General features: G+C 42.2%; 19 protein-coding genes. 3 read left to right on the top strand and 16 right to left on the bottom strand.

The window, feature by feature from the left end; genetic code table 11:
• Positions 1–312: 312 nt before the first annotated feature.
• On the bottom strand, positions 313–1,668 hold the full coding sequence (gene mgtE / locus BV60_RS0118125; protein ID WP_029323998.1) for a magnesium transporter: 1,356 nt from the start codon (positions 1,666–1,668) through the stop codon (positions 313–315).
• A gap of 265 nt (positions 1,669–1,933) precedes the next feature.
• Between mgtE and BV60_RS23270 the strand changes: the two genes are divergently transcribed.
• Complete coding sequence (locus tag BV60_RS23270; RefSeq protein ID WP_156036154.1) at positions 1,934–2,098, top strand: hypothetical protein; 165 nt, start codon at positions 1,934–1,936, stop codon at positions 2,096–2,098.
• Between the two features lie 52 nt (positions 2,099–2,150).
• Here the strand turns inward: BV60_RS23270 and pflB are convergent, their stop codons facing one another.
• From pflB to BV60_RS22325, 5 genes are all read right to left on the bottom strand, one after another.
• A complete protein-coding gene (gene pflB, locus BV60_RS0118120) occupies positions 2,151–4,415 on the bottom strand; it encodes a formate C-acetyltransferase (protein ID WP_029323997.1) in 2,265 nt (754 codons plus the stop codon).
• A 296-nt stretch (positions 4,416–4,711) separates the two neighbouring features.
• Positions 4,712–5,440 (bottom strand): pyruvate formate-lyase-activating protein, encoded by a 729-nt coding sequence (pflA, locus tag BV60_RS0118115; protein ID WP_029323996.1) that lies wholly within the window; start codon positions 5,438–5,440, stop codon positions 4,712–4,714.
• A 25-nt stretch (positions 5,441–5,465) separates the two neighbouring features.
• Positions 5,466–6,134: a hydrogenase nickel incorporation protein HypB gene (gene hypB / locus BV60_RS0118110; protein WP_029323995.1), complete on the bottom strand. Its 669-nt coding sequence runs from the start codon at positions 6,132–6,134 to the stop codon at positions 5,466–5,468.
• A gap of 30 nt (positions 6,135–6,164) precedes the next feature.
• Complete coding sequence (locus tag BV60_RS0118105) at positions 6,165–8,207, bottom strand: Na/Pi cotransporter family protein (RefSeq protein ID WP_330376326.1); 2,043 nt, start codon at positions 8,205–8,207, stop codon at positions 6,165–6,167.
• A gap of 74 nt (positions 8,208–8,281) precedes the next feature.
• Positions 8,282–9,226 carry a GNAT family N-acetyltransferase gene (locus BV60_RS22325; protein ID WP_051656841.1) on the bottom strand — a complete coding sequence of 315 codons (945 nt, stop codon included), beginning with the start codon at positions 9,224–9,226 and terminating at the stop codon, positions 8,282–8,284.
• A gap of 107 nt (positions 9,227–9,333) precedes the next feature.
• Between BV60_RS22325 and BV60_RS0118095 the strand changes: the two genes are divergently transcribed.
• Positions 9,334–9,861, top strand: coding sequence for a peptidylprolyl isomerase (locus BV60_RS0118095; RefSeq protein WP_029323992.1), 528 nt, complete (start codon positions 9,334–9,336; stop codon positions 9,859–9,861).
• A gap of 219 nt (positions 9,862–10,080) precedes the next feature.
• On the opposite strand, the gene BV60_RS0118090 is transcribed toward BV60_RS0118095, so the two are convergent.
• The 10 genes from BV60_RS0118090 to BV60_RS0118045 form a co-directional block, all read right to left on the bottom strand.
• Positions 10,081–10,980, bottom strand: a complete 900-nt coding sequence (locus tag BV60_RS0118090; RefSeq protein WP_029323991.1) for a diacylglycerol/lipid kinase family protein — start codon at positions 10,978–10,980, stop codon at positions 10,081–10,083.
• Positions 10,981–11,138: 158 nt separating this feature from the next.
• Positions 11,139–11,405, bottom strand: a complete 267-nt coding sequence (locus BV60_RS0118085; RefSeq protein WP_029323990.1) for an HPr family phosphocarrier protein — start codon at positions 11,403–11,405, stop codon at positions 11,139–11,141.
• 36 nt (positions 11,406–11,441) lie between these two features.
• Entirely contained in the window at positions 11,442–12,386 is a 945-nt protein-coding gene (whiA, locus tag BV60_RS0118080; RefSeq protein WP_029323989.1) for a DNA-binding protein WhiA, read from the bottom strand.
• Positions 12,387–12,391: 5 nt separating this feature from the next.
• A complete protein-coding gene (gene rapZ / locus BV60_RS0118075; protein ID WP_029323988.1) occupies positions 12,392–13,255 on the bottom strand; it encodes an RNase adapter RapZ in 864 nt (287 codons plus the stop codon).
• The gene (gene murB / locus BV60_RS0118070) at positions 13,252–14,184 is read right to left on the bottom strand and encodes a UDP-N-acetylmuramate dehydrogenase (RefSeq protein WP_029323987.1); all 933 of its coding nucleotides are present in this window, start codon (positions 14,182–14,184) and stop codon (positions 13,252–13,254) included. The genes rapZ and murB overlap by 4 nt, the downstream gene beginning before the upstream one ends.
• Positions 14,185–14,187: 3 nt before the next feature.
• Positions 14,188–15,156 (bottom strand): ROK family glucokinase, encoded by a 969-nt coding sequence (locus tag BV60_RS0118065; protein ID WP_242841004.1) that lies wholly within the window; start codon positions 15,154–15,156, stop codon positions 14,188–14,190.
• A gap of 34 nt (positions 15,157–15,190) precedes the next feature.
• Positions 15,191–16,129 carry an HPr(Ser) kinase/phosphatase gene (hprK, locus tag BV60_RS0118060; RefSeq protein WP_029323985.1) on the bottom strand — a complete coding sequence of 313 codons (939 nt, stop codon included), beginning with the start codon at positions 16,127–16,129 and terminating at the stop codon, positions 15,191–15,193.
• A 48-nt stretch (positions 16,130–16,177) separates the two neighbouring features.
• Positions 16,178–18,055, bottom strand: coding sequence for an excinuclease ABC subunit UvrC (gene uvrC, locus BV60_RS0118055; protein ID WP_029323984.1), 1,878 nt, complete (start codon positions 18,053–18,055; stop codon positions 16,178–16,180).
• A gap of 62 nt (positions 18,056–18,117) precedes the next feature.
• The gene (gene ftsH, locus BV60_RS0118050; protein WP_035777316.1) at positions 18,118–20,394 is read right to left on the bottom strand and encodes an ATP-dependent zinc metalloprotease FtsH; all 2,277 of its coding nucleotides are present in this window, start codon (positions 20,392–20,394) and stop codon (positions 18,118–18,120) included.
• Between the two features lie 111 nt (positions 20,395–20,505).
• Positions 20,506–22,170, bottom strand: coding sequence for an ASKHA domain-containing protein (locus BV60_RS0118045; protein ID WP_029323982.1), 1,665 nt, complete (start codon positions 22,168–22,170; stop codon positions 20,506–20,508).
• Between the two features lie 321 nt (positions 22,171–22,491).
• Between BV60_RS0118045 and BV60_RS0118040 the strand changes: the two genes are divergently transcribed.
• Positions 22,492–23,700, top strand: a complete 1,209-nt coding sequence (locus tag BV60_RS0118040; RefSeq protein WP_029323981.1) for an SPFH domain-containing protein — start codon at positions 22,492–22,494, stop codon at positions 23,698–23,700.
• The last annotated feature ends 2 nt before the right edge of the window (positions 23,701–23,702 follow it).

The raw sequence follows: 23,702 nt of genomic DNA, 5'->3' as shown, positions 1-23,702 counted from the left end.
TTCCCCCTTAAAAAGGGGAAGGCTTTATTTTTCACAGCCTGTCCTTGCTAAAATAGGCAATCCCTCATCCGGTGCTTCGCGCCACCTTCCCCCTTAAAAAGGGGAAGGCTTTATTTTTCACAGCCTGTCCTTGCTAAAATAGGCAATCCCTCATCCGGCGCTTCGCGCCACCTTCCCCCTTAAAAAGGGGAAGGCTTTATTTTTCACAGCCTGTCCTTGCTAAAATAGGCAATCCCTCATCCGGCGCTTCGCGCCACCTTCCCCCTTTAAAAGGGGGAAGGCTTTAATATAGATTTACACCATCAATTCTTTCTACACTGCCAAATGCAGCAGCTGAGTCGCAATTGTAAAGTATGCAAGAAGCGAAATTGCATCTACGATTGTTGTGATCATAGGCGATGCCATTACTGCAGGGTCAAAACCAAGCTTATCTGCGCACATGGGAAGAAGGCATCCTATGCTCTTTGCAATAATAACAACTATTACCAGTGTCAGGCATACAACAGCAGCCACCTGAATTTGAAGTTTGTCTATAATAAGGAGTTTTACAAAGTTTGCTACTGAAAGAGTTACTCCACAAAGTACCGCTACCCTTGCTTCCTTCCACCATACTTTGAACAGATCGCCAAATTCGATCTCTCCAAGGGACAGGCTACGGATAATTGAAACACTGGCTTGTGATCCGGCATTACCACCCGTATCCATAAGCATAGGAATATATGCTGTCAGCACAACATATGCGGACAAAGCATCAGAGAACTTCGTAATTATCGCTCCGGTAAAGGTCGCACTTATCATCAAAAACAAAAGCCATGGCATACGGTTTTTATATACATCCAGGATTCCGATTTTTGAATACGGCTTATCGGAAGGGATGATAGCTGCCATCTTCTCGATATCCTCGGTAGCCTCTTCTTCAATGATGTCGACAACGTCATCGATGGTGATGATACCGATCATTCGATTCTCGTTATCAACTACAGGCATCACGGTGAAGTCGTATTTTTTGAACATGTTGGCGGCTTCTTCCTGGTCAGTCATAGTGTTAATACTTATGACATGAGTATTCATGATGTCGCCGATTTTTTCATCGCCATCTTTAATAAGCAGATAGCGAAGTGCTACTGTACCCACCAGTATTCTCTGGTTCGTCACAACGTAACAGGTATTTACCGTTTCAGAATCAAGGCCCATTTTCCTTATTCTGGCTATGGCCTGTTCAACTGTCATGTATTCCTTGAGGTCTATATACTCCACAGTCATGATGGAACCTGCGGAATCCTCAGGATATCTAAGCAGATGATTTATATCCGCTCTGGTATCAGGCCTTGCATTCGCGAGAATCTTTTTTACTATACTTGCCGGCATCTCTTCCAAAAGGTCAGTAGCATCATCGGCCATCAGGTTGTCGATGATGTTGCCTGCTTCTTTATCGGACAGAGATTGAATAATGTACTGCTGATCCTCAATTTCGAGGTTGGCAAATACGTCCGCAGCCATGTCCTTTGGCAGGATGCGGAACATCTTTAATGAGTCTTCATTTTCCATGTCGTCCATGATAGCAGCGATATCCGCAGTATTCATATCCGCAAAAGTCTGGCGGAGTTTTGTATACTGCTTGCTCTCAAGGAGTTCACGGATTACGTCCATGATTGTATTTTCTTCCATGGGAATCTCCTTTCGGTGTGGTTTTTTATTAAGTTGGTACTTCGAGGCAGAGGATTATCGCTACTTACATGTTTAATCTTCTTCATAAAACCACCACCTTTCCTTTGGAGATTTCCCGATATGCGGGATATTTTTGAAATAGACTGTTCCGGATTCGGTAAAACAAAAATATAGATTTTTGAACTCATTTTCATTTTTACGTTCAAGAATTCATAGTTTAGAGAAACTTTGGAACACATTTTAGTGTAGCACATTTGAAGATAAAATGGCATGGGTTGTAGAAAAATATAAGAAAGAATTAAGGAGTGTGTTTTATATTTTAGTAATTGTGGAGTTCTTTAGATTAAAAAAAGAGCAGCTTCGCTGCTCTTTTTACCCTCATCCGGCGCTTTGCGCCACCTTCCCCCTTGAAAGGGGGAAGGCTTTTTAAGATACCCCCTTCAAAAGGAATGCTTTTTGAAGGGGAAGGCTTTTCAAAATAATTACATGCTCTCGTGGCAAGTACGGTTGATTACGTCAAGCTGCTGCTCTTTTGTAAGATCAATGAACTTAACAGCGTAACCTGATACACGAATTGTGAAGTTAGCATACTCAGGCTTTTCAGGATGCTCCATAGCGTCCTTAAGCTTCTCTACACCGAATACATTTACGTTAAGGTGATGAGCGCCCTGATCAAAGTATCCGTCCATTACGCTTACAAGCTTATCTGCACGCTCATCGTCATCATGTCCAAGAGCGCCGGGATTGATTGTCTGTGTATTGGAAATTCCATCAAGTGCATACTCGTAAGGAAGCTTTGCAACTGAATTAAGTGATGCAAGAAGTCCTGACTGCTCAGCGCCGTAAGCCGGGTTAGCACCGGGAGCGAAAGGAGCAAATGCAGGTCTTCCATCCGGAAGTGCACCTGTAGCCTTACCGTATACTACGTTTGATGTGATAGTAAGGATTGATGTTGTAGGCTCTGAATTTCTGTAAGTGTGGTTCTTCTTAACCTTCTTAAGGAATGTCTTGAGAAGCCATACAGCTATCTCATCAGCTCTCTCATCATCATTACCGTATTTAGGGAAGTCTCCCTCAATCTTGTAATCTACAACAAGTCCGGATTCATCACGAACTGTCTTAACCTTTGCATACTTAATAGCGCAAAGTGAATCTACAACGTGTGAGAAGCCTGCGATACCTGTAGCGAATGTACGACGTACATCTGTATCGATAAGAGCCATCTCAGCTGCTTCGTAGTAGTACTTATCATGCATGTACTGGATAAGATTCAGGATATTAACATAGAGGCTTGCAAGCCAATCCATCATCTTGTCATATTTGTGCATAACCTCATCAAAGTCAAGGTACTCTGACGTAATAGGTGCATATTCAGGACCTACCTGCATGTGGTTACCCTGCTTATCAAGGAACTTCTCATCCTTACCGCCGTTGATAGCGTAAAGAAGACACTTAGCAAGGTTAGCTCTTGCTCCGAAGAACTGCATTTCCTTACCTGTCTGGGTAGCTGATACACAGCAGCAAATGCTGTAATCATCGCCCCATACAGGACGCATAACGTCGTCATTCTCATACTGGATAGAAGATGTTGTAACAGAAATCTTAGCAGCATACTTCTTGAAGGTCTTGGGAAGTCTTGAAGAATAGAGCACTGTAAGGTTAGGCTCAGGTGAAGGTCCCATGTTCTCAAGAGTATGAAGGAAACGATAGTCATTCTTTGTAACCATATGACGCCCGTCCATACCAAGTCCACCGACCTCAAGTGTAGCCCAAACCGGGTCACCGGAGAACAGCTGATTGTAGCTGGGGATACGTGCAAATTTAACCATACGGCACTTCATAACGAGATGATCGATAAGCTCCTGTGCCTCTGACTCAGTAAGAGTACCCTCTTTGAGATCTCTTTCAATATAAATATCAAGGAATGTAGAAACACGACCAACTGACATAGCCGCACCGTTCTGTGTCTTGATAGCAGCAAGATAACCGAAGTACAGCCACTGAACAGCCTCTCTTGCATTGTTTGCAGGCTGTGAAATATCAAAGCCGTAAACTGCTGCCATTTCTTTCATTCCGCGAAGTGCACGCATCTGCTCTGCAATCTCTTCACGCTGACGGATAATATCATCTGTCATAACGCCACAGCCGCAAAGAGCAAGGTCTTCCTTCTTCTGCTCGATAAGGAAGTCAATACCGTAAAGAGCTACTCTTCTGTAGTCGCCTACGATACGTCCGCGTCCGTATGTATCCGGAAGTCCTGTAACGATGTGACTGTGACGTGCAGCCATCATCTCAGGTGTATAAGCATCAAAAACTGCCTGGTTGTGTGTTTTGTGATATTCAGTAAAAATCTTGTGGAATTTCTCATTTACTTTATAGCCGTAAGTATCAGCAGCCTGCTCAGCCATCTTGATACCGCCGTAAGGCATGAATGCTCTCTTAAGAGGCTTATCTGTCTGAAGACCTACAACCTGCTCAAGATCCTTCATTGACTCATCGATGTAACCGGGGCCATAAGCTGTAAGACTTGATACAACCTCTGTCTCACACTCAAGAACGCCACCGTTCTCACGCTCCTTCTTCTGAAGCTCCTGAAGTTTGCCCCAGAGCTTATCTGTAGCTTCTGTAGCATCAGCAAGGAAACTCTCGTCTCCGTCATACATGGTGTAATTGTTCTGGATAAATTCTCTTAAGTTAACTTCGTCAGTCCACTTATTTCCTTTGAAACCTCTCCATTGTTCTTTCATAATTTTCGCTCCTCTCTTTCGCGCCTATGATACCACCCTCAGAGTCTATAAAAAGTTGCTATTGCAACAAAAAAAATGAATAATCCGGCACGCATAATCCATACCACTATATATAGTATAGCACATCATATAAACCACAAGATATATATTTCATTATGGCACCAATTGGTATTCTTACATATACGAGCGTACTTTTCAACCAAAAACCCTCAAAAAAAGCCAAAGTTGATAACTTTTGTCAACTTTGGCACTTTTTTAACAATTTTTTTAATTTTCTTGTATGATTTTAAACTATGTTAACCCGCTCCGAGAATTTTCTTTGCGTTTGCTATTCTTTCAGCTGTCGGAGCTTCAACTCCTTCTAGCTGATAAGGAATTCCGAGCTGCTCCCACTTAAACTGTCCAAGTGAATGGTAGGGAAGAACATCAACTCTTTGAACATTTGAAAGCGTATCAAGGAAGGCTCTCGTCTCCTTAAGATACTCATCATTATCGGTTATTCCCGGAACAAGTACATGTCTTATCCACACCGGCTTCCCGATTTCAGAAAGATATCTAAGACAATCTTTTATATTGTCGTTTGGCTTTCCTGTGAGCTTTATATGCTCCTCGTTATTTATATGCTTTATATCAACCAGAAGAATATCCGTGTTCTTCATCAGTTCATTAAACTTTGAAAAGAAGGGTTCCTGTCTTGTAAAAGGTTCTGCAGCTGTATCAATGCAGGTATTTATCCCTCTCCTTTTTGCTTCTTCAAACAGTTCTGCAAGAAAATCCAATTGAAGAAGGGGTTCTCCTCCGCTGACGGTTATACCGCCTTCATCTCCCCAGTAGCTTCTGTAACGCTCGGCTTTATCAAGAAGCTCATCCACAGTTCTGATGTCATCTGATTCCGGGTTCCAGGTGTCTGCATTATGACAGTATTTACATCTGAGATTACAGCCTTTTAAAAATATGATAAAACGAACTCCCGGACCGTCTACAGATCCGAAGGTTTCTATTGAATGTATTTTTCCCGTTGTCATTTATTCCTCAATTTTTCTGCCGCTATCAGGCGTTTTTCCAATCCTCGACCTGAGCACTGAGCCATTTTGCAAATTCATCAACACCCTCACCTGTCTTTGCGCAGATTGGAATTATCTCCGCCTTAGGATTTCTCATGTGAATATATTCCTTGCATTTCTCAAGGTCAAAGTCAAAATAAGGAGCTACATCCATCTTGTTAATAAGAACAACATCGCAGATGCTGAACATAAGAGGATATTTAAGAGGCTTATCATGACCTTCCGGAACAGAAAGGATCATTGCATTCTTTGAAGCACCTGTATCAAATTCCGCAGGGCAAACCAGGTTACCGACATTCTCCAAAATAGCCAGATCAACATCGCCTTCAACAAGTGCGTCAAGTCCCTGTCTTGTCATATCAGCATCAAGATGGCACATTCCGCCTGTATGTAGCTGGATTGCTTTAACACCTGTCTCTGCTATCTTCTTTGCATCAACATCTGAGTCAATGTCTGCTTCCATAACTCCAATCTTATACTTGTCCTTAAGGGCTGCTATTGTTGCCTTAAGAGTTGTGGTCTTTCCCGATCCGGGTGATGACATGAGATTAAGAAGGAAAATCCCTTTTTCCTTAAGCTCTTTTCTAAGGAGCTCAGCTCTTTCGTCATTACTCTCAAATACGCTTCTTTTTAATTCAATAATTCTGGTACTCATATATATCCTTTCATCTGCCTTTAATTGCTTTTAATCTTCTATGTTCTTATCTTTCTTAGCCTTGTCTTTCTTCTTATCTTTTTTATCCTTGGATTTCTCTTTTGATTTATCTTTAGTCTTTCCTGTGAGCTTATCCTTAACTTTTTCAGACAGCTTATCTGCTCTGGTAACGCCGGCAGCTGCAACTGCTTCGTCAAGGATTTCTTCCTCCTCGGCATTCATAATATCAACAAGCACTGAATGTTCCTCAGCAAAAGAAGGATCAATCTCGTCTTCCTCAGACTTCTTCATGTTGGGAAGGCGATATTTTCTCTCATACATATCTACCGCATGCTCAAATTCCTGATTCTTTTCTTCCTTGAGATGCTCGATATATTCATGCGTATCAAAAAGTCCTTCGCTGACTTCAAGCAGGCAAACAGCTATATTGCTGCAGTGGTCTGCGATTCTCTCATAGTCTGTTCCAAGCTCCGATAAACTAAAGCCCATATCTATGGTACATTTACCTTTTCTGAGTCTTCTTACGTGTCTGCGCTTAACCTCCATATTGAGGCCATCTATTACTTCCTCAAGAGGTTCAACCGATTTTGCAAGCTCTAAGTCCTGATTAAGGAAGGACTGGAATGCAAGATCAAATATCTCCTTAACCGCATTTGAGAATATGCGAAGCTCTTCACTGGCCTTAGCTGAAAAATGCTCATCCTTATCATGCATGTTGCGGGCTATCTGAGCTATGTTTAATGTGTGATCGCTAATTCTCTCAAAATCCGTAATGCAGTGAAGAATTATTGAAAGGGTTCTTGAATCTGTCTCAGCAAGATGATGATTGTTTATCTGCATAAGATAGGTTCCGAGCTGATCTTCGTAGCGGTCAACCTTCTCTTCGAGACGTCTGACTTCATCAGCAACCGCAGCATCGTAATTTTCAAGAAGCGGTATAGCTTTTTCAAGGCCTTCTCTTGCAAAGTTTGCCATATCAACTGCAACCTGTTTACTCTGTTCAAGAGCAAAAGGCGGGTTTGTAAGGAATCTGGGATCCAGCTTTGTAATGCCCTGCATCTCTTCCTGCTCTTCTCTTTCCTTTTCATCAATCGGAATAGTAGCAAGTGCCATATTAACAAGGAGTCCCGAGAATGGCACCATAAGAGGTGTTGCCACAAGGTTTATAAGTGTATGAATGGAAGCTATTCCAACCATTCCTGCTGTCTCATGCATAAAAGCAAAATTAAGTGTCATATGTAATGCATAGAAAATTATCATAAAGGAAACAGCCTTTATAATATTGAAATACAAATGCATGAGAGCTGTTCTCTTACCGTTCTTATTGGCACCGAGTGAAGAAAGAATTGCTGTTATACATGTTCCAACCTCTGCGCCTACTACAACCGGCAGCGCAACGCTGTATGTTATATGGACAGATGCCGCCAGAGCCTGCATGATACCGATGGTACCGGCAGAGCTTTGAATTACCATTGTAAAAAGAACGCCCACCAAAAAACCAATTATCGGATTACTGAAGGTCATCAGTATGTTCTGGAATCCCTTGTTATTCTCAAGAGGTGATACAGCATCCGACATCATGCTCATTCCAAACATAAGCACTGAAAAACCGATAAGTATCAAACCAATGTTGTTCTTTTTGTCGCTCTTTGAGAACATGTAAAGAACTATACCGATGATTGCCAGAAACGGCGTAAATGATGTGGGTTTTAAAAGATTGATAAGAAAGTTATCACTGCTGATAGCATTCAAGCTGAGCAGCCATGCCGTAAATGTTGTACCAAGGTTTGCACCGAGGATTACATTGACAGCTTCCTTAAGAGTCATAATTCCTGAATTAACAAGACCTACAACCATTACGGTTGAAGCTGAAGACGACTGAACCAGTGCAGTAACTCCTACACCGAACAGATATGCAATGATTGGATGCGCCGTAACCTTACTCAGCGCCGATTCCAGCTTTCCTCCGGCGGTCTTGGTAAGACCTCCGCTCATTACATTCATGCCATACATAAACAGAGCTAATCCTCCGAGAAGCCCTGCAATTAACGAAAACAAATCCATTGAACTCATCCATACCTCCTACACTAATGGGTACTACGTAATTTTTTGCCTCTTTCTTCAAATGTATGGTAACTGAAAAAAATTCAAATATCAAGCACCATTCTTATATATTTGCCAAATTGTGCCTTTGAAGGCTCAACTTTAAGCCCGTCATGATACTCTTCACCGTAGATATTTTCCTCTATATCCACTTCCTCTGATACAGTAAATCCCAATTTCTCACACAGATGTATAGATACAAGATTTTCTTTTTTTACAAAAGTCTGGATACGCTCAAATTGAAGAACCTGTTTTCCATATTCCAAAATAGCACTGCATACTTCATATGCATATCCCCGGCGCTGATAATCGGTCCCTATCAAAAATCCGAGTTCAATATCGTCAAAACCGTTTCTTACACTAAAGCCGGCTCTTCCGATAACCTCGTTGTCTTTTTTCCTTACAACAGTCCAGGTACCGAATCCCAAAAGCCCATAGACTTTCTCAATGTAGTCGCGCGTATACTTCTTTTCATCCTCAGGATTTTTAAAGAGCCCTTCCATATATCTGGTCATCTCGGGGTCTGCATATATCTCGTAGAAAACATCCACATCCTCAACTGTGGTTTCCCTGATTATGCATCTTTCGGTCTCCAGAATTTTCCACGGAAGATGTGCATATCTCTGGTATGCCTTTTCATAGGAATCAGTCCCAACCTCTTCTATGTCCGTGAAAACATATTTTAATCCCGGGAAATTCTCATTTCGATTCTCCTCGTGCTGTATCCCGACAACATATGCGCCGCTGCACAAAAGGATCTCCGATAGCTCCGAGGAATCCGTCATAAAAAGAATATCGCCAAGATTTTTCTCCTGCGTATTCTCCATAATGCCCAGCAAAAGTTTTTCTTTAGTCTGTATTTCCTTATCAGGATAAACTACGCGGCTAAAGAATCCCTCCTCCGACAGATATTCGGAAGCACTGTAAATTTTTGAGCTGATGCCAACATCAGTCTGATATTTTAAGACAAAAATGATTTCCCTAAGCAACTTTTCTATACCTCATGTATATTGTATAATTAATCGCGGTTTTCTACCATGAAAACCACAAATAATCGTAAAGTGTTTACACTTTTTTTCGAAAAAAGGAGAACAAAATGGCAGACACAAAAAATCCTATTGTAACAATCACCATGAAGGGTGGAGACGTTATAAAAGCAGAGCTCTATCCTGAAATTGCACCAAACACTGTTAACAACTTTATTTCTCTGATCAACCACAACTTCTATGACGGTGTTATTTTCCATCGTGTTATCAAAGGTTTCATGCTTCAGGGCGGCGATCCCGAAGGTACCGGAATGGGTGGCCCTGGCTATTCAATAAAGGGAGAGTTTTCACAGAATGGTTTCAAGAATGATCTTCTTCATACAGAGGGCGTTCTTTCCATGGCTCGTACTCAGATTCCCGATTCCGCAGGCTCTCAGTTCTTTATCATGCATAAAAATGCTCCTCATCTTGATGGCGCTTACGCTGCATTCGGTAAAGTAATTGAAGGAATGGATGTGGTAAACAAGATTGCCGAGACAGAAACAGACTGGCGTGACAGACCCACAACAGATCAGGTTATGGAAACTGTTACTGTAGAAACATTTGGTGTAGATTATCCGGAACCGGAAACAGTATAAATAAAAAAAGCCCTATAAAGGGAGGATGCCAAGGAAACTATTGTTTCCTTGGCATATTATGAAAAAGTTATTTTTTTATTGGTATTGCCTTTCTTCATCTGACATCTTTAGTATAGCGAAAATAAATGTCCTAGAAATAATCTGGCGTTAATAGTCTTTTAACGTTCTATGAACAAAAAATGAACGGACAGCAATCCGCTGTCCGCCCTGTATTTTTCATTATTTCTTATCCGGCACCATAATATTCAGTGCTTTATTCTCGTTTTTAATTTCCACAAATTTATGATCCCCGCCATATTCGCCGTCTCTTGTCCAGGCTATATTTTCTCTGGATTCGAATGAAATATGACTTGTCTTAAAACAGTACATAAGATCGGTATTTATATCCCTGTTTAAAAAGGCCGCCAACAGATTACTCATATCAAGCATATTATCCGGCATCTTTACAAGTGTCACCTCGAAAACTCCGTCATCAAGCCCTATATGTTTGCCTGTTATGTCTTTGAAGCCACCTACCGAGATGGAATTTGTTACCATACCGAAAATAAAATCATCCTCTATCACCTGATCGTCAGTAGTAACCTTTACGTGGTAGGACCTTATCTCAGAAATTCGCCTTGCCCCCTCAATAATGTATGCCATATGTCCCAGAACATTTTTAATGTCCTGCTTTGTCAGATACGACACATCAGTAAACAGCCCAAATGCCGCAATATATACGAAAATCTCATCGTTCATAACACCGATATCACAGGCATATTCTTTGCCGCTTACAAGCGCTTCTGCGGAAGCATGCATTTCTGAGGGTATCCCCAGACTCATGGCAAAATCATTTGTCGAGCCGGCAGGAACATAGCCTATCGGTATACGCTTTTTGGACTGCCACATTCCGTTTACTACTTCATCAAGAGTGCCGTCTCCTCCGCTACAGGTAACAATGTCATAAATATTTTCTCTGTTTTTTACTGCTTTAGTGGCATCCCCGCTCTCCTGTGTGGGATGAACGGTAACCTCATAACCTGCTCTGGAAAAGATGTCAATTATATCGAGCAGATTACTTTTTATACGTTCTTTACCTGCTTTGGGATTATAAACAAAAAGCATTTTCTTTTTTTTCATACTTCCTCCGAATCAGCAACATATTTCTTTTGCGCCGATGCGCATCCATAACGGAAATTTTTTATTAACTATTAACTACAAATTAATTATCTTTTTAATAAAAAACCGGTTACATTCATTATATAGAATGTAACCGGGGCTTTCCACCTATTTATAATTTAAGAAAGCTGTAAGTTTCCCATAAGAAAACTTTCCATACCTGCTACGGCATCTCTCTCATCTGAACCATCAGCGATTACAGTAACTTCTTCGCCACTGCTAAGGCTTAATGTCATCATTCCCATGATGCTCTTAGCATTCACCTTCTTGGACTGTGCTTCAATATGCACTGTGCTGTCAAAACGACTGGCAAGCTGAACCAGCTCGGCAACCGGACGTGCCTCAAGTCCACCTGGAAGCTTAATCTCGATAGATTTTGTGATCATAATTTCCTCCTCTTACTGCAGAAATCGCAGCTTTACTCAGCCTCGTATCTTATCGGCGAGTTCACTGAGTTTTCTGAGCCTATGGTTAACACCTGACTTGCCAACCGGCGGATCAAGATATTTACCAAGCTCCAACAATGTTGCATCCGGATATTGCAGCCTGACCCTTGCCATATCTTCAAGCCCCTTCGGAAGATTCTCAAATCCGTAGTGATCCTTCAAGTATAGTATATCATTGGTCTGTCTCGATGCTGCATTGACTGTTTTTGTGATATTAGCTGTTTCGCAGTTGACCCTTCTGTTTATGGAATTGCGCATCTCTTTAACTATACGCTCATTCTCCATATTCATAAGACTCACCGGTGCTTCCATTACATTAAGCATGTCCACGATTGCCGTGCTCTCCTTAATGTAGACCACATAATACTTTTTTCGTATTACGATCCTGGCCTCAATATCAAAGCTCTCTATCATCTGCTTTAAATCATTTGCAAACCTCTCTGAGGTACAGGCAAATTCAAGATGATATGACTTGCTCGGGTCACTTACCGAACCAATACACAAAAATGTGTCTCTCAAAAATGCTCTCTTGCAGCAGGACTGCCTTACCAGTCTGTGGCTTATACCATCCTCAGCTGTCCTGATATTCCCATCCTCATCTGTTAAATGAATGGACTTTAATATAGAAGAAATCTCTTCTCCTCCTTGAAGAACCGGCAGATAAACCTTACCTCCAAGGTGCTTCTCCGGCACTTTATCAAGCACACTAGTCTCTATATTATATGCTTTTTTTAGTATTGTAAAGAACTTTCTCGATTGGCTCTCCGCATCGGACTGCAAATATACAGTATACAAGCCGCTTTCCGACCGTTCTGCCATTCCGCAGGAAAGCAAAAGTGCTGCCAGTTCCGACATCTTGCAGTGACGCGGTGTGGAAATCTGTTTTGAAAGCTCATTTTTTACATCGCTTGAAAATGACATGGCGCTCACCTTGCATGTTTTAAATCTCTGTGATAAATCTTTACACCAACATCATTTGCAGCTTTCAGTCTGTCATATATCTCGTTGGCGATAGTTACAGATCTGTGCTGTCCGCCGGTACATCCGATTGCAACAACAAGCTGGTATTTTCCTTCATTAATGTAACCGGGCATAAGGAATTTCAGCATATCCTCCAGCTTGTCCAGAAACTGTCCGCACTCAGGAAAACTCTTTACATAATCCTGAACCGGCTTGTCATTTCCTGTGAGGTGTTTCAAGTCATCAATATAAAAAGGATTGGGCAAAAATCTCACATCAAAAACAAGATCTGCATCCGAAGGAATACCATGCTTGAATCCAAAGGAGAGCACTGTGACCATAAGGTTATTATGCTTTTCGTTTGCTACAAATATCCTCTCCATCTCAAGCTTAAATTCACGGGTGAGAAGCTGTGAAGTATCGATTATGTAGTCGGCCTGGGTTCTTAGCTTTGCAAGAAGCTCTCTCTCCCTGTTAATACCATCCTCAATTCTTCCCTCAGGAGATAGCGGATGTCTTCTTCTGGTCTCCTTATATCTCTTTACCAGGACAGCATCCGAGCACTCCAAAAACAGCACTTCAACAGGAAGTCCTCTTTTTCTTAGATCATCTATAACTCTCGGTGCATCCTCAAATTTCTGTCCGGATCTTGCATCAAATCCTACAGCGACCTTTGTTACCTCACTGTCAGGAAGCGTTATAATTTCCGCAAATTTTTCAAACAGGCTCGGCGGCAGATTGTCCACACAGTAAAAGCCTGCATCCTCTAGCATATGAATAGCTGTGGATTTTCCACCACCACTCATTCCGGTAACAATTACAATCCTCATGCTTTAAAATCTCCCAAAAGAATTACTTCCGGAGTAAGTCTGACCCCGGATTGTTCAAATACCCTGTCCTGTATATAGGTAATAAGCCTATATACTTCATCGGAGGTCGCATTGCCTTTATTAATTACAAACCCGCAATGTTTTTCCGAAACCTGTGCGTCACCGACGCAGTACCCCCTAAGTCCTGCATCTTCTATCAGTTTACCCGCAAAATAACCCTCGGGTCTTTTAAATGTTGAACCGGCGCTTGGAAAGTTCAGTGGTTGTTTTGAAACCCTCTTTTCCTTAAGCTCATTCATAGTACTCTCTATTACTTCCCTGTCGCCCTTTTTGAGCCTGATATCACAGCCGGTTATAACACATTTCATTCTCTTAAAAATACTGGTTCTGTATCCAAATTCAAGAGCATCCCCGCTAATATTTTTAATACTTCCGTCCTCGAGAATTGCGGTTACACTCTGTACTACCTGCTTCATCTCGCCGCCGTAGGCACCTGCGTTCATAACGAGGGCACCACCGACAGAACCGGGAATGCCGTGCGCAAACTCAAGACCTGTAAGTTCATTATCCCTTGCAAAGTTTGCAACATTTACATTAAGTGCTGCCGCTCCGGCCCTGATAACTTCGTCTTCTACAAGTAAAACCTGCGCAAAGTCTCCGCAAAGATATATGATAACGCCATCAAAACCTTTATCTGAAACAAGGAGGTTACTTCCGTTTCCAAGGATGTAGTAGTCCTCCTGCATTTTCATTTTCTCTTCTCTGAAAAGAGACAGCACCTCTTTCAGCTCTTTTTCATTACTTATCTTTACAAAATAATCGGCAGGCCCACCCGTACGAAACGTGGTGTGCCTGCTCATTTCTTCATTTTTTATGATATTTGCTTCCGGAAGTATACCGGATAGCTTCTTATCTAAATCAAATCTCATAATTTATGAAACCGAATCCAAAACTAATTTAGCTGCTCCGTAGATTCCTGCATCATTACCAAGCTTTGCAAGAGCGAATTTTGTTCTCTTTGCACCCGGGAATACGTATTTTTCAAAGGAAGGACGAACAAGGTCAAAGAGGATATCTCCTGCCTTTGATACGCCGCCGCCGAATACGATGACCTCAGGATTTACTGTGGATGCGATCATAGCAAGTCCTTTTCCGAGGTATTCGCCGTAACGGTTAAGAGCTTCTTTTGCAAGAGCATCGCCGTTTTTAGCTGCATCAAAAATGTCCTTACATACAAAATCTTTTCCGCGAAGAACACATTCTTCATTACTCTCCTCAAGAAGTCTGTTCATAAGAAGAACTGCTCCCGTAGCACTTGCGTACTGCTCAAGACATCCCTTGTTGCCGCATCCGCAGGTAACTGTCTCATCATCATTGATGTGGATATGTCCGATCTCACCGGCTGCGCCGTTAGCACCGTTGAAAATCTTACCCTTATGGATAATTCCGCCGCCGACACCGGTTCCCAATGTTACCATAAGCATATCCTTATAGCCCTGGCCGCCGCCCATCCAGTACTCACCAAGGGCTGCCACGTTAGCATCGTTACCGCACTTAACCGGAATCTTAACAAGGTCGTGAAGCTCATGCTTCATGTTAAACTCACTCCATCCAAGATTAACTGCCTTGAAAATAGTACCGTCATCACCGAAAGGACCCGGAGCACCTGCGCCTACACCTACAACCTGTGAATCCTTGATACCTCTCTCTTCCATCTTTTTTCTGATGGCTTCAGCTATATCGGGAAGGACATTTTTTCCTTCATTCTCAATTCTTGTAGGGATCTCCCATACTTCAATCTTGTGTCCATCCATATCAAGGAGTCCGATCTTAACGGTAGTTCCGCCTATATCCACTCCAAAAACGTAGTTTTCCAATAAATTTGTTGCCTGATGTTCCATTACTTAAATTACCCCTATCTAAAAAATATTTTTATCAGTCTTCATCCTCGCGGCCCTTAGCCAGCGAATTCTGCACTCTGTTATAAAGCTCCTGAGCTGCATTATAGCCCATCATCTTCTGTCTGTGGTTAACTGCGGCAGACTCACAGATAATAGCAAGATTTCTGCCGGGACGAATCGGAATTCTGTGGCAGACTATCTTATTTCCAAGATACTCTGTGTACTCTTCCTCTAATCCGAGTCTGTCGTATTCCTTGTCCTTGTCCCACTCTTCAAGCTTTATAGCAAGATCTATAGTCTGTGTATCTCTGACGCTTGAAACACCAAACAGTGTTTTTACATCAACAATACCGATTCCTCGAAGTTCAATAAAGTGTCTTGTAATGTCCGGTGCAGTTCCTATAAGTGTAACATCACTTACCTTCCTGATCTCAACAACATCATCAGACACCAGTCTGTGTCCTCTCTTTATCAGCTCCAGCGCTGCTTCTGATTTTCCGATTCCGCTCTCACCTGTGATAAGAACACCGACACCGTAAACGTCGACCAGTACGCCGTGAATTGAAATACATGGTGCAAGCTCAACATTTAACCAGCGGATGATCTCCGCCATGAATGATGATGTAGGTTTCTTGGTTACCATTATCGGAACCTTCTCTTCGATTGCAATCTTTACAAAAGTAGGATCCGGAATCAGGTTTCTGCAAAATACAACGCAGGGAATATCAAAAGAAAGAAACTCTCTGTAAACCCTCTCTTTATCCTCAGCAGGAATGGATTCCATATATGTGTACTCAACGAATCCGATTACCTGGAGTCTTGTTGCTTCGAAATGTTCAAAATAGCCTGCCAGCTGAAGTGCCGGTCTGTTTATATCAGGCTGATGAATACGGATTCTGGAAACATCAAGTTCAGGTGTGAGATTTTCCAGCTCCATTTTTTTAATGACTGTTTTAAGCTTTACCGTTGCCATTCGATACCTCCCTCTAACTTACCACAGTTTAGCACAACAACTGGGCATTTACAATTCAGACGAGTGAAAGAATTCGTAGATTTGCTTAGCCTGATTCTCCGGAATTTCCGGAACCTGTTTCAGGGTTTCGATATCTGCATTTCTTATATCCTCTATGGATTTAAAATGCCTCATCAGAGCCTTTCTTCTTGCCGGTCCGATTCCGGGAATCTCATCAAGAGAGCTCTTTACCTGCGCTTTTCCTCTGAGGGATCTGTGGTATTCAATCGCAAATCTGTGGGCTTCGTCCTGAATCCTGGTTATCAGCTTGAAGCCCTCTGACCTTCTGTCTATTGGGAGTTCTTCATTATTGAAATAAAGCCCTCTGGTCCTGTGATTATCATCCTTTACCATACCGCAAACCGGAATATTTATTCCAAGCTCTTCAAGCACCTGCAGACATATATTTACCTGACCTCTTCCACCATCCATCAGGATAAGGTCCGGAAATTTTGTAAAGCTTCCATACCTTGCGTCTATTTCCCGTACCTCCAGCTCGTGCTTTTCTTCAAGTCCGTGCATCAGACGTCTTGTAAGGACTTCCTTCATGCAGGCATAGTCATCAGGCCCCGATACGGATTTTATCCTGAATTTTCTGTAATCGCTTCTCTTTGGCTTCCCCTTTTCATAGACAACCATTGATCCTACATTGGCAAAACCGCTTATGTTTGAAATATCATAGGCCTCCATCCTGACAAGTCCCCGGAGTCCTAAGAGCTTTTCTATCTCTTTTACGGCGCCTATGGTTCTTCCCTCTTCGCGCTTTAATCTCTCCTTGTCCTTACTCAAAATAAGCTCAGCGTTCTGGGCAGCAAGCTCCATAAGCTTTTCCTTCTGTCCTCTCTCCGGAACCTTAAGGTACACCCTGCTGCCCTTACGCTGCGTAAGCCACTTCTCGATTATGTCCATATCCTCTATTGCTTCGGGAAGCATGAGCTCTCTTGGGATAAAAGGTGTTCCGGCATAGAACTGCTTTACAAAATTAAGGAGTATTTCCTCCTGAGGATTTTCCGATACATGTGTCATATAAAAATGTTCACGTCCGATAAGCCTTCCGTCTCTCACAAAGAATACCTGCACAACCGCATCATTTTCGTCGGATGCAATTGCAAGTATATCCTTATCCTCCATAGCCTGATCGGTCATCTTCTGCTTCTGTGCAACCTGTCTGACACTTGAAAGAAGGTCCCTGTAGGTAGCCGCTTTCTCAAAATTGAGTTCCTCGGATGCTGCCTCCATCTTATCTGTTAAATCCTTTATTATAGGGGCATAATTTCCTTCGAGGAAATCCAAAGCACCATGAATTCTCTCTGCATATTCTTCTTTGGTTATCTTGCCGTCACAAGGCGCAGAGCATCTGTTCATGTGGTAATTAAGGCACGGTCTGTCAACGCCTATATCCCTTGGCAAAACTCGGTTACAGGTCCTTAGGCCATAGATTTTGTTGATCAGCTCTATAGTGTCCTTAACCGCAGCTGCACTTGTAAAAGGACCAAAATACTTGGATTTGTCCTTCTTCATAAGGCGTGAAAACAGAATACGTGGATATTCCTCAAAAACCGTCACCTTGATATAAGGGTAGGTCTTATCGTCCTTAAGCATAGTGTTGTAACGAGGATTGTTCTCTTTTATAAGATTATTCTCCAGTACCAATGCTTCAAGCTCTGAGTCGGTGACTATATATTCAAACCTTGCTATCTGCTGAACCATACGATCAATCTGAGGTCCTCTTCCCACTATTTTACGAAAATAAGACCTTACACGGTTGTGAAGGTTCACAGCCTTTCCCACATACATGATAGTGTCATTTTCATCACGCATGATGTAAACACCGGGCTGATTCGGTAATTTTTTTAGTTCTTCCTGTACGTTAAATTTATCTTCCATATATCAAATATTATCAGAAAGGCTGCCGCATAGCGACAGCCCTTCTTAGAATCTTTTATTGTTTACTTATCAAAATTATCCGGAACATGTGAAAATCTTCCGCCTGACGGCTGTCCCTCATTTATGTCTTCATAAGAATCGTTTTGGTTTTCTTCTGAAGAGTTATTCTGAACACCCTTGTCATTAACCTCAGCTTCAAAAATGCTTCCTGTAGCACCCTGCTGATAATCATAATATGAACCCTGCTGCGGTACTGTCTGTCCGTAAGAAGCATCCTGCTGTTCATATGAAGTGCTCTGTGCAGGTGCCGGTTCGTCTGAAGGAGTGGTAATAGCTTCCTCCTTTGGCTTATTCTCCTTTATCGGAACATTTTCACCAACAGCTGCTGACTCGGGACGGGTTGCATAAATTCTTCCGTGCTTGGAAGCTTCAATCTCTTCCTCGGTAGGCTCCGGAATATTTTCAACCTCACGGTAAATCTTCATGAATTCCTTACCTGTAATTGTTTCTTTTTCGATAAGGAACTGAGCAATCTTATCCATGGTGTCAATGTGATCACGGATGATCTGCTTTGCCTTTTCATAACAATCGGCAAGTAATTTCTTTACTTCCTCATCAACAAGGTATTCTGTCTGAGGGCTGCAATTGAGCACCCTGTTTCCGTCAAGGTATCTGTTCTGGATTGATTCAAGCTGCATGAGTCCGAACTTATCGCTCATACCAAACATGGTGATCATGCTTCTGGCCATGGATGTTGCCTTCTCAATATCATTCTCCGCACCTGTTGTAACAGTGTTGAAAATAACCTCTTCAGCAGCACGTCCGCCGAGAGCTACGATGATATCATCTAAGATCTCATCCTTGGTCTCAAGGTATTTTTCATCCTCGGGAACCTGCATTACATAACCAAGTGCACCCATAGTCCTTGGAACAATTGTTATCTTCTGCACAGGCTCAGTGTTTTTCTGAACCGCACTTATAAGAGCATGTCCCACTTCATGGTAAGAAACAATCTTTCTCTCTTCCTTGCTGAGAATTCTGTCTTTCTTTTCTTTTCCGACAAGAACCTGCTCAACCGCTTCCATAAGATCCTGCTGGCATACATATTCTCTGTGAGCCTTAACAGCATTGATAGCTGCTTCGTTTATCATGTTTGCAAGATCAGAACCTACTGCACCGCTGGTTGCAAGTGCAATCGCCTTAAGATCAACGGTCTCATCCATCTTAACATCTTTGGAGTGAACCTTCAGTATTTCTTCACGACCCTTAAGATCGGGTTTATCAACTATAATTCTTCTGTCGAAACGTCCGGGACGAAGAAGAGCTTTATCAAGGATTTCAGGTCTGTTTGTCGCACCAAGAACAAGTACCCCCTTTGAAGAATCAAAACCGTCCATCTCTGAAAGCAGCTGGTTAAGAGTCTGCTCACGTTCTTCATTACCGCCGCCGTACTTATTGTCACGGCTTCTTCCTATGGCATCAATCTCATCGATAAAAATAATGCAGGGAGCGTTTTTGCTGGCCTCTGAAAAGAGTTCACGCACACGGCTTGCTCCGACACCGACATAAAGTTCAATAAAGTCTGAACCTGCAAGTGAATAAAAAGGAACATGTGCCTCACCGGCAACAGCCTTGGCAAGAAGTGTCTTACCTGTTCCGGGAGGTCCTACAAGAAGTGCACCTTTAGGAAGCTTTGCACCGATTTTTACATATCTTCCGGGATTGTGGAGGAAGTCAACGACCTCAACCAGAGATTCCTTTGCCTCATCCTCACCTGCAACATCCTTAAATGTCACACCGGTTTCACGCTGCATATAAACCTTAGCATTATTCTTTCCTATTCCAAGAGGACCGCCACCCTTTGACATACGTCTGAAAACAAATGACAGTATAAGCCACATCAGAAGAATGGGAAGTACATAATAAACCGCAAAGGAAATGATGGCACTTGAAGAATCAGGCACCTCGCTGCTTACCGGAATTCCCGCATCGAGAAGTCTTTTGGTAAGAGTCGAATCATCCTCTGCCTTACCGGTGTAATAGTTCATTACAGTGGTTGACCCATAGAAAGGATTATATTTGAGCTCGTCCGAGCTCACCTTCGGAATGATAGTTATTCTGTCATTCTCAATTACTACGCTTTCGACCTTTTTTTCAGCGATCATCTGAATGAATTCGGAATATGTAACTTCTTTATTACTTGTTGAGGTTACTGCTCGCATGAAATATGTCATAAAGAGGACTGTCACAAGCGCTGCCACCACAAGAAGAAGTATATTTTGCTTCTTGGGGCCGTTGTCGCCTCCCTGGCCATTATTGTTGTTATAATTGTTATCCATATTTACCTCATTTTAACTATATATTATCGTTCTATTATAAGTATAACAAAAATATAAATCAATTGTGCACATGTGAAATCGAGGACACAAATATAAAATTTTTATAAACTTTCAGAAATTCATAGCTTCAATAAAGGCTTCGCTGAATGTATCAGTTTCCGCAAGCGGAATATATTCAGCCTTATCAGTTATAACTTTAAGCCTTTTAACAGGATCGTCAGCTTTTCGGGTTTCTTCATTTTTCTCATACTCTCCCGCAAGCCTTATTCCACCTTTCAGTGATGTATTTCCTTTGCATAGGGTCACGCCTTCCTTTAAAAACTCTTCAGGAAGCATGTTAAGATACTTTATTTTATGTGCATTTAAATGTTCGGAAAAACCTCCGGCCAAAAAAACAGTGTCTATATCCTCCGCTCTTAAACCGTGCGCCTTAAGCAGAGTGTCTATACCGCTTCTGATAGCAGCCTTTGCAAGCTGAACTTTCCGAATATCATTTTGTGAAAAAAAGATTTCCCTGTCATCGCCTCTAAACAGCGTTATTCCGGATTCAAAAAGCTCATCCCGAAGAAGCCCTGTCTCATCAACAAGCTTTGTCCTTACAAGCTCTGATGTAATTTCAAGAACGCCGCTTCCGCATATACCAAGGGGCTCTCTTTTTCCTATGGTTTCTACTTTAATACTATCCTTATTGTCTTCTTTTGAAAAAAACTCAGCTGCATTTGTTATTGAGACATGCTCTATCGCACCTGTGATTCCGGCCATTCCGCAGGTTATTCCACCGCCCTCAAAAACAGGTCCTGCCGCAGTGGAGCAAACACTTATTTTTTCGGAATCCGCAACCGCCATCTCCCCATTGGTGCCAAGGTCTATCAGCATATATTTTTTTCCTTCGGGGATATTATCAAAAGACAGCGCATACATTCCCGAAACTATATCCGCACCTACAAATGCCGAAATCCCGGGAAATATGATGACTTTTCCGAATTCCTCAGGTATTGAAGAAATTCTTTCTTCGGTATATTCAAGTCTTACCGGTTTATAAGGCGCATTTCCCAGTCCCTCGCAGGAATCCCCCGTAAGAAGATGTAGCATCGTGGTGTTGCCTGCAATTATGGTTCTCTTTACAGATATAAATTTCTCTTTGCCATCATCCGCAGATTGCCCCTTCGATAATAAATGACCGCTTATCACCTGCTCTGCTGCCCTTTTTATATCATTAATGACACAGCCTTTAAGAGGCTCTGCTTTACCGTCACATGCAGCCTTAATACGGCTTATAACATCTGCCCCAAATACTGCCTGACTGTTCATAACGGTCACTTCATTAATTACTATTTCCCCACAGAGCAGAGCAGCAGCTATTGTTGTTGTTCCAATGTCTATTACTAAGCTGTATTCTTTTCCCTGTTCCTCTAAAATACCTGCTTTGTCATCTGACAGCCGGTCTGATAAAGCCTCGGCCTTACCTTTAGTATTTTCTTCATGATGAATCAGTGTCTCAACTGCATAGCTAAGCTCACAGTCATTACTTATTACAGCTCTGCACGCAAGTCTGTAGCCTTCCTTCAGCTCTTTTTCCGTAAAAAACCTCCTGTCGGCTGCAGATATTCCCGGCGTTCCGCTTTTAAACCTCACCCGGCATTTTCCGCATGTCCCCATCCCTCCACATGGCATGGAAACACTAAAGCCTTCTTTTATCATAAACTCTGACAGAAGTGTTCCCGGAAGAATGTCATATTCTATATCCTTATATTTTAATTTACATTTTTTAATCAAATGTCTTCCCCAACTCTTGTAATTTTTTATCTTTTCAACTGATTATACTATAGATTTCTTAATTTCTTCAGAAATTCGGAAATCGTATTGGACATGCTCCTTTCTGCTTTTCCGCTATTTGGTGTAAATCTTGTAATCTGATTTTTACCTATCCGCCAAAAACCTCAGCCAATATTTGCAAAAAAGCGCAAGATAGGCTCATTTTGTATTATTTTTTCAGAAATCAGCAGTCAATTGTGATATAATTTTTTCAGTGTCCGGCAATGGTCTGACAACAAACAAAAATAAAAAACATGTATAAATAAAGGAGGGTATTGTTATATGGGTATTTTACAGGCTGGAATTGGTGCTGCTTCAAGTGTTCTTGCTGATTCCTGGAGAGAGTATTTCTACTGTGATGCTATGCCTGCTGACACACTTGCTGTTAAAGCTTCTAAGCGCACAGGTAAAGGAAGCTCAAACACAAAGGGTAACGATAACATCATCTCAAACGGTTCTATCTTAGCTGTTGCTGACGGACAGTGCATGATCATTGTAGATCAGGGCAAGGTTACAGAAATTTGCGCAGAGCCCGGAGAGTTCGTATATGATGTGAGCACCGAGCCCTCTCTTTTCTACGGAAGTCTTTCCGAAAACATCAAGGAAACTTTCAAGAAAATCGGCAAAAGAATAAGCTTTGGCGGAGATACAGGAAATGACCAGCGTGTTTACTACATCAACACAAAGGATATCATCGGTAACAAGTATGGTACCGCTAATCCTGTTCCGTTCCGTGTAATCGACAAAAACATCGGTCTCGACGTTGATATTTCAATCAGATGCCACGGTGAATACAGCTACAAGATTGTAGACCCTATTCTTTTCTATACAAACCTCTGCGGTAATTTCCAGGGAGTATACAAGAGAGAAAACATCGAATCTCAGCTTAAGAGTGAACTTTTAACCGCTCTTCAGCCTGCATTTGCAAAGCTTTCCGAGACAGGCGTTCGTTACAGTGCTCTCCCCGGACATACCAACGAAATTGCTGATGCTCTCAATGAAGTATTATCTGCTAAATGGGGTAACACCTATGGTATAAAAATTTCAACCTTCGGTATTAATTCAGTAAATGCTTCCGAAGAAGATGAAAAGATGATCAAGGATCTCCAGAAGAGTGCTGTATATACAAATCCCAACATGGCAGCAGCCACTCTTGTCGGAGCTCAGGCTCAGGCTATGCAGGATGCTGCAAAGAATACATCTGCAGGTCCTATGATGGCATTTGCCGGAATGAATATGGCACAGCAGGCAGGTGGCGCCAACGCTGGCAATCTGTTTGCAATGGGTCAGCAGGCTCAGGCAGCTCCTCAGAACGCTCCTCAGATGCAGCCTCAGAGTCAGGGCGGCTGGACATGCTCCTGTGGAACAGCAAATAATGGTAACTTCTGCTCCAATTGCGGCCAGCCAAGGCCCAGCAGTGACTGGACATGCTCCTGCGGATCAGTAAACAACGGCAAATTCTGCTCTAACTGTGGAAAGCCAAGACCATAATT

This window comes from Butyrivibrio sp. AE3004, assembly GCF_000703165.1.
Lineage (GTDB): Bacteria > Bacillota > Clostridia > Lachnospirales > Lachnospiraceae > Butyrivibrio.
Note: the sequence above shows the minus strand (reverse complement) of the source record. Positions and strands in the feature narration are given on the sequence as shown.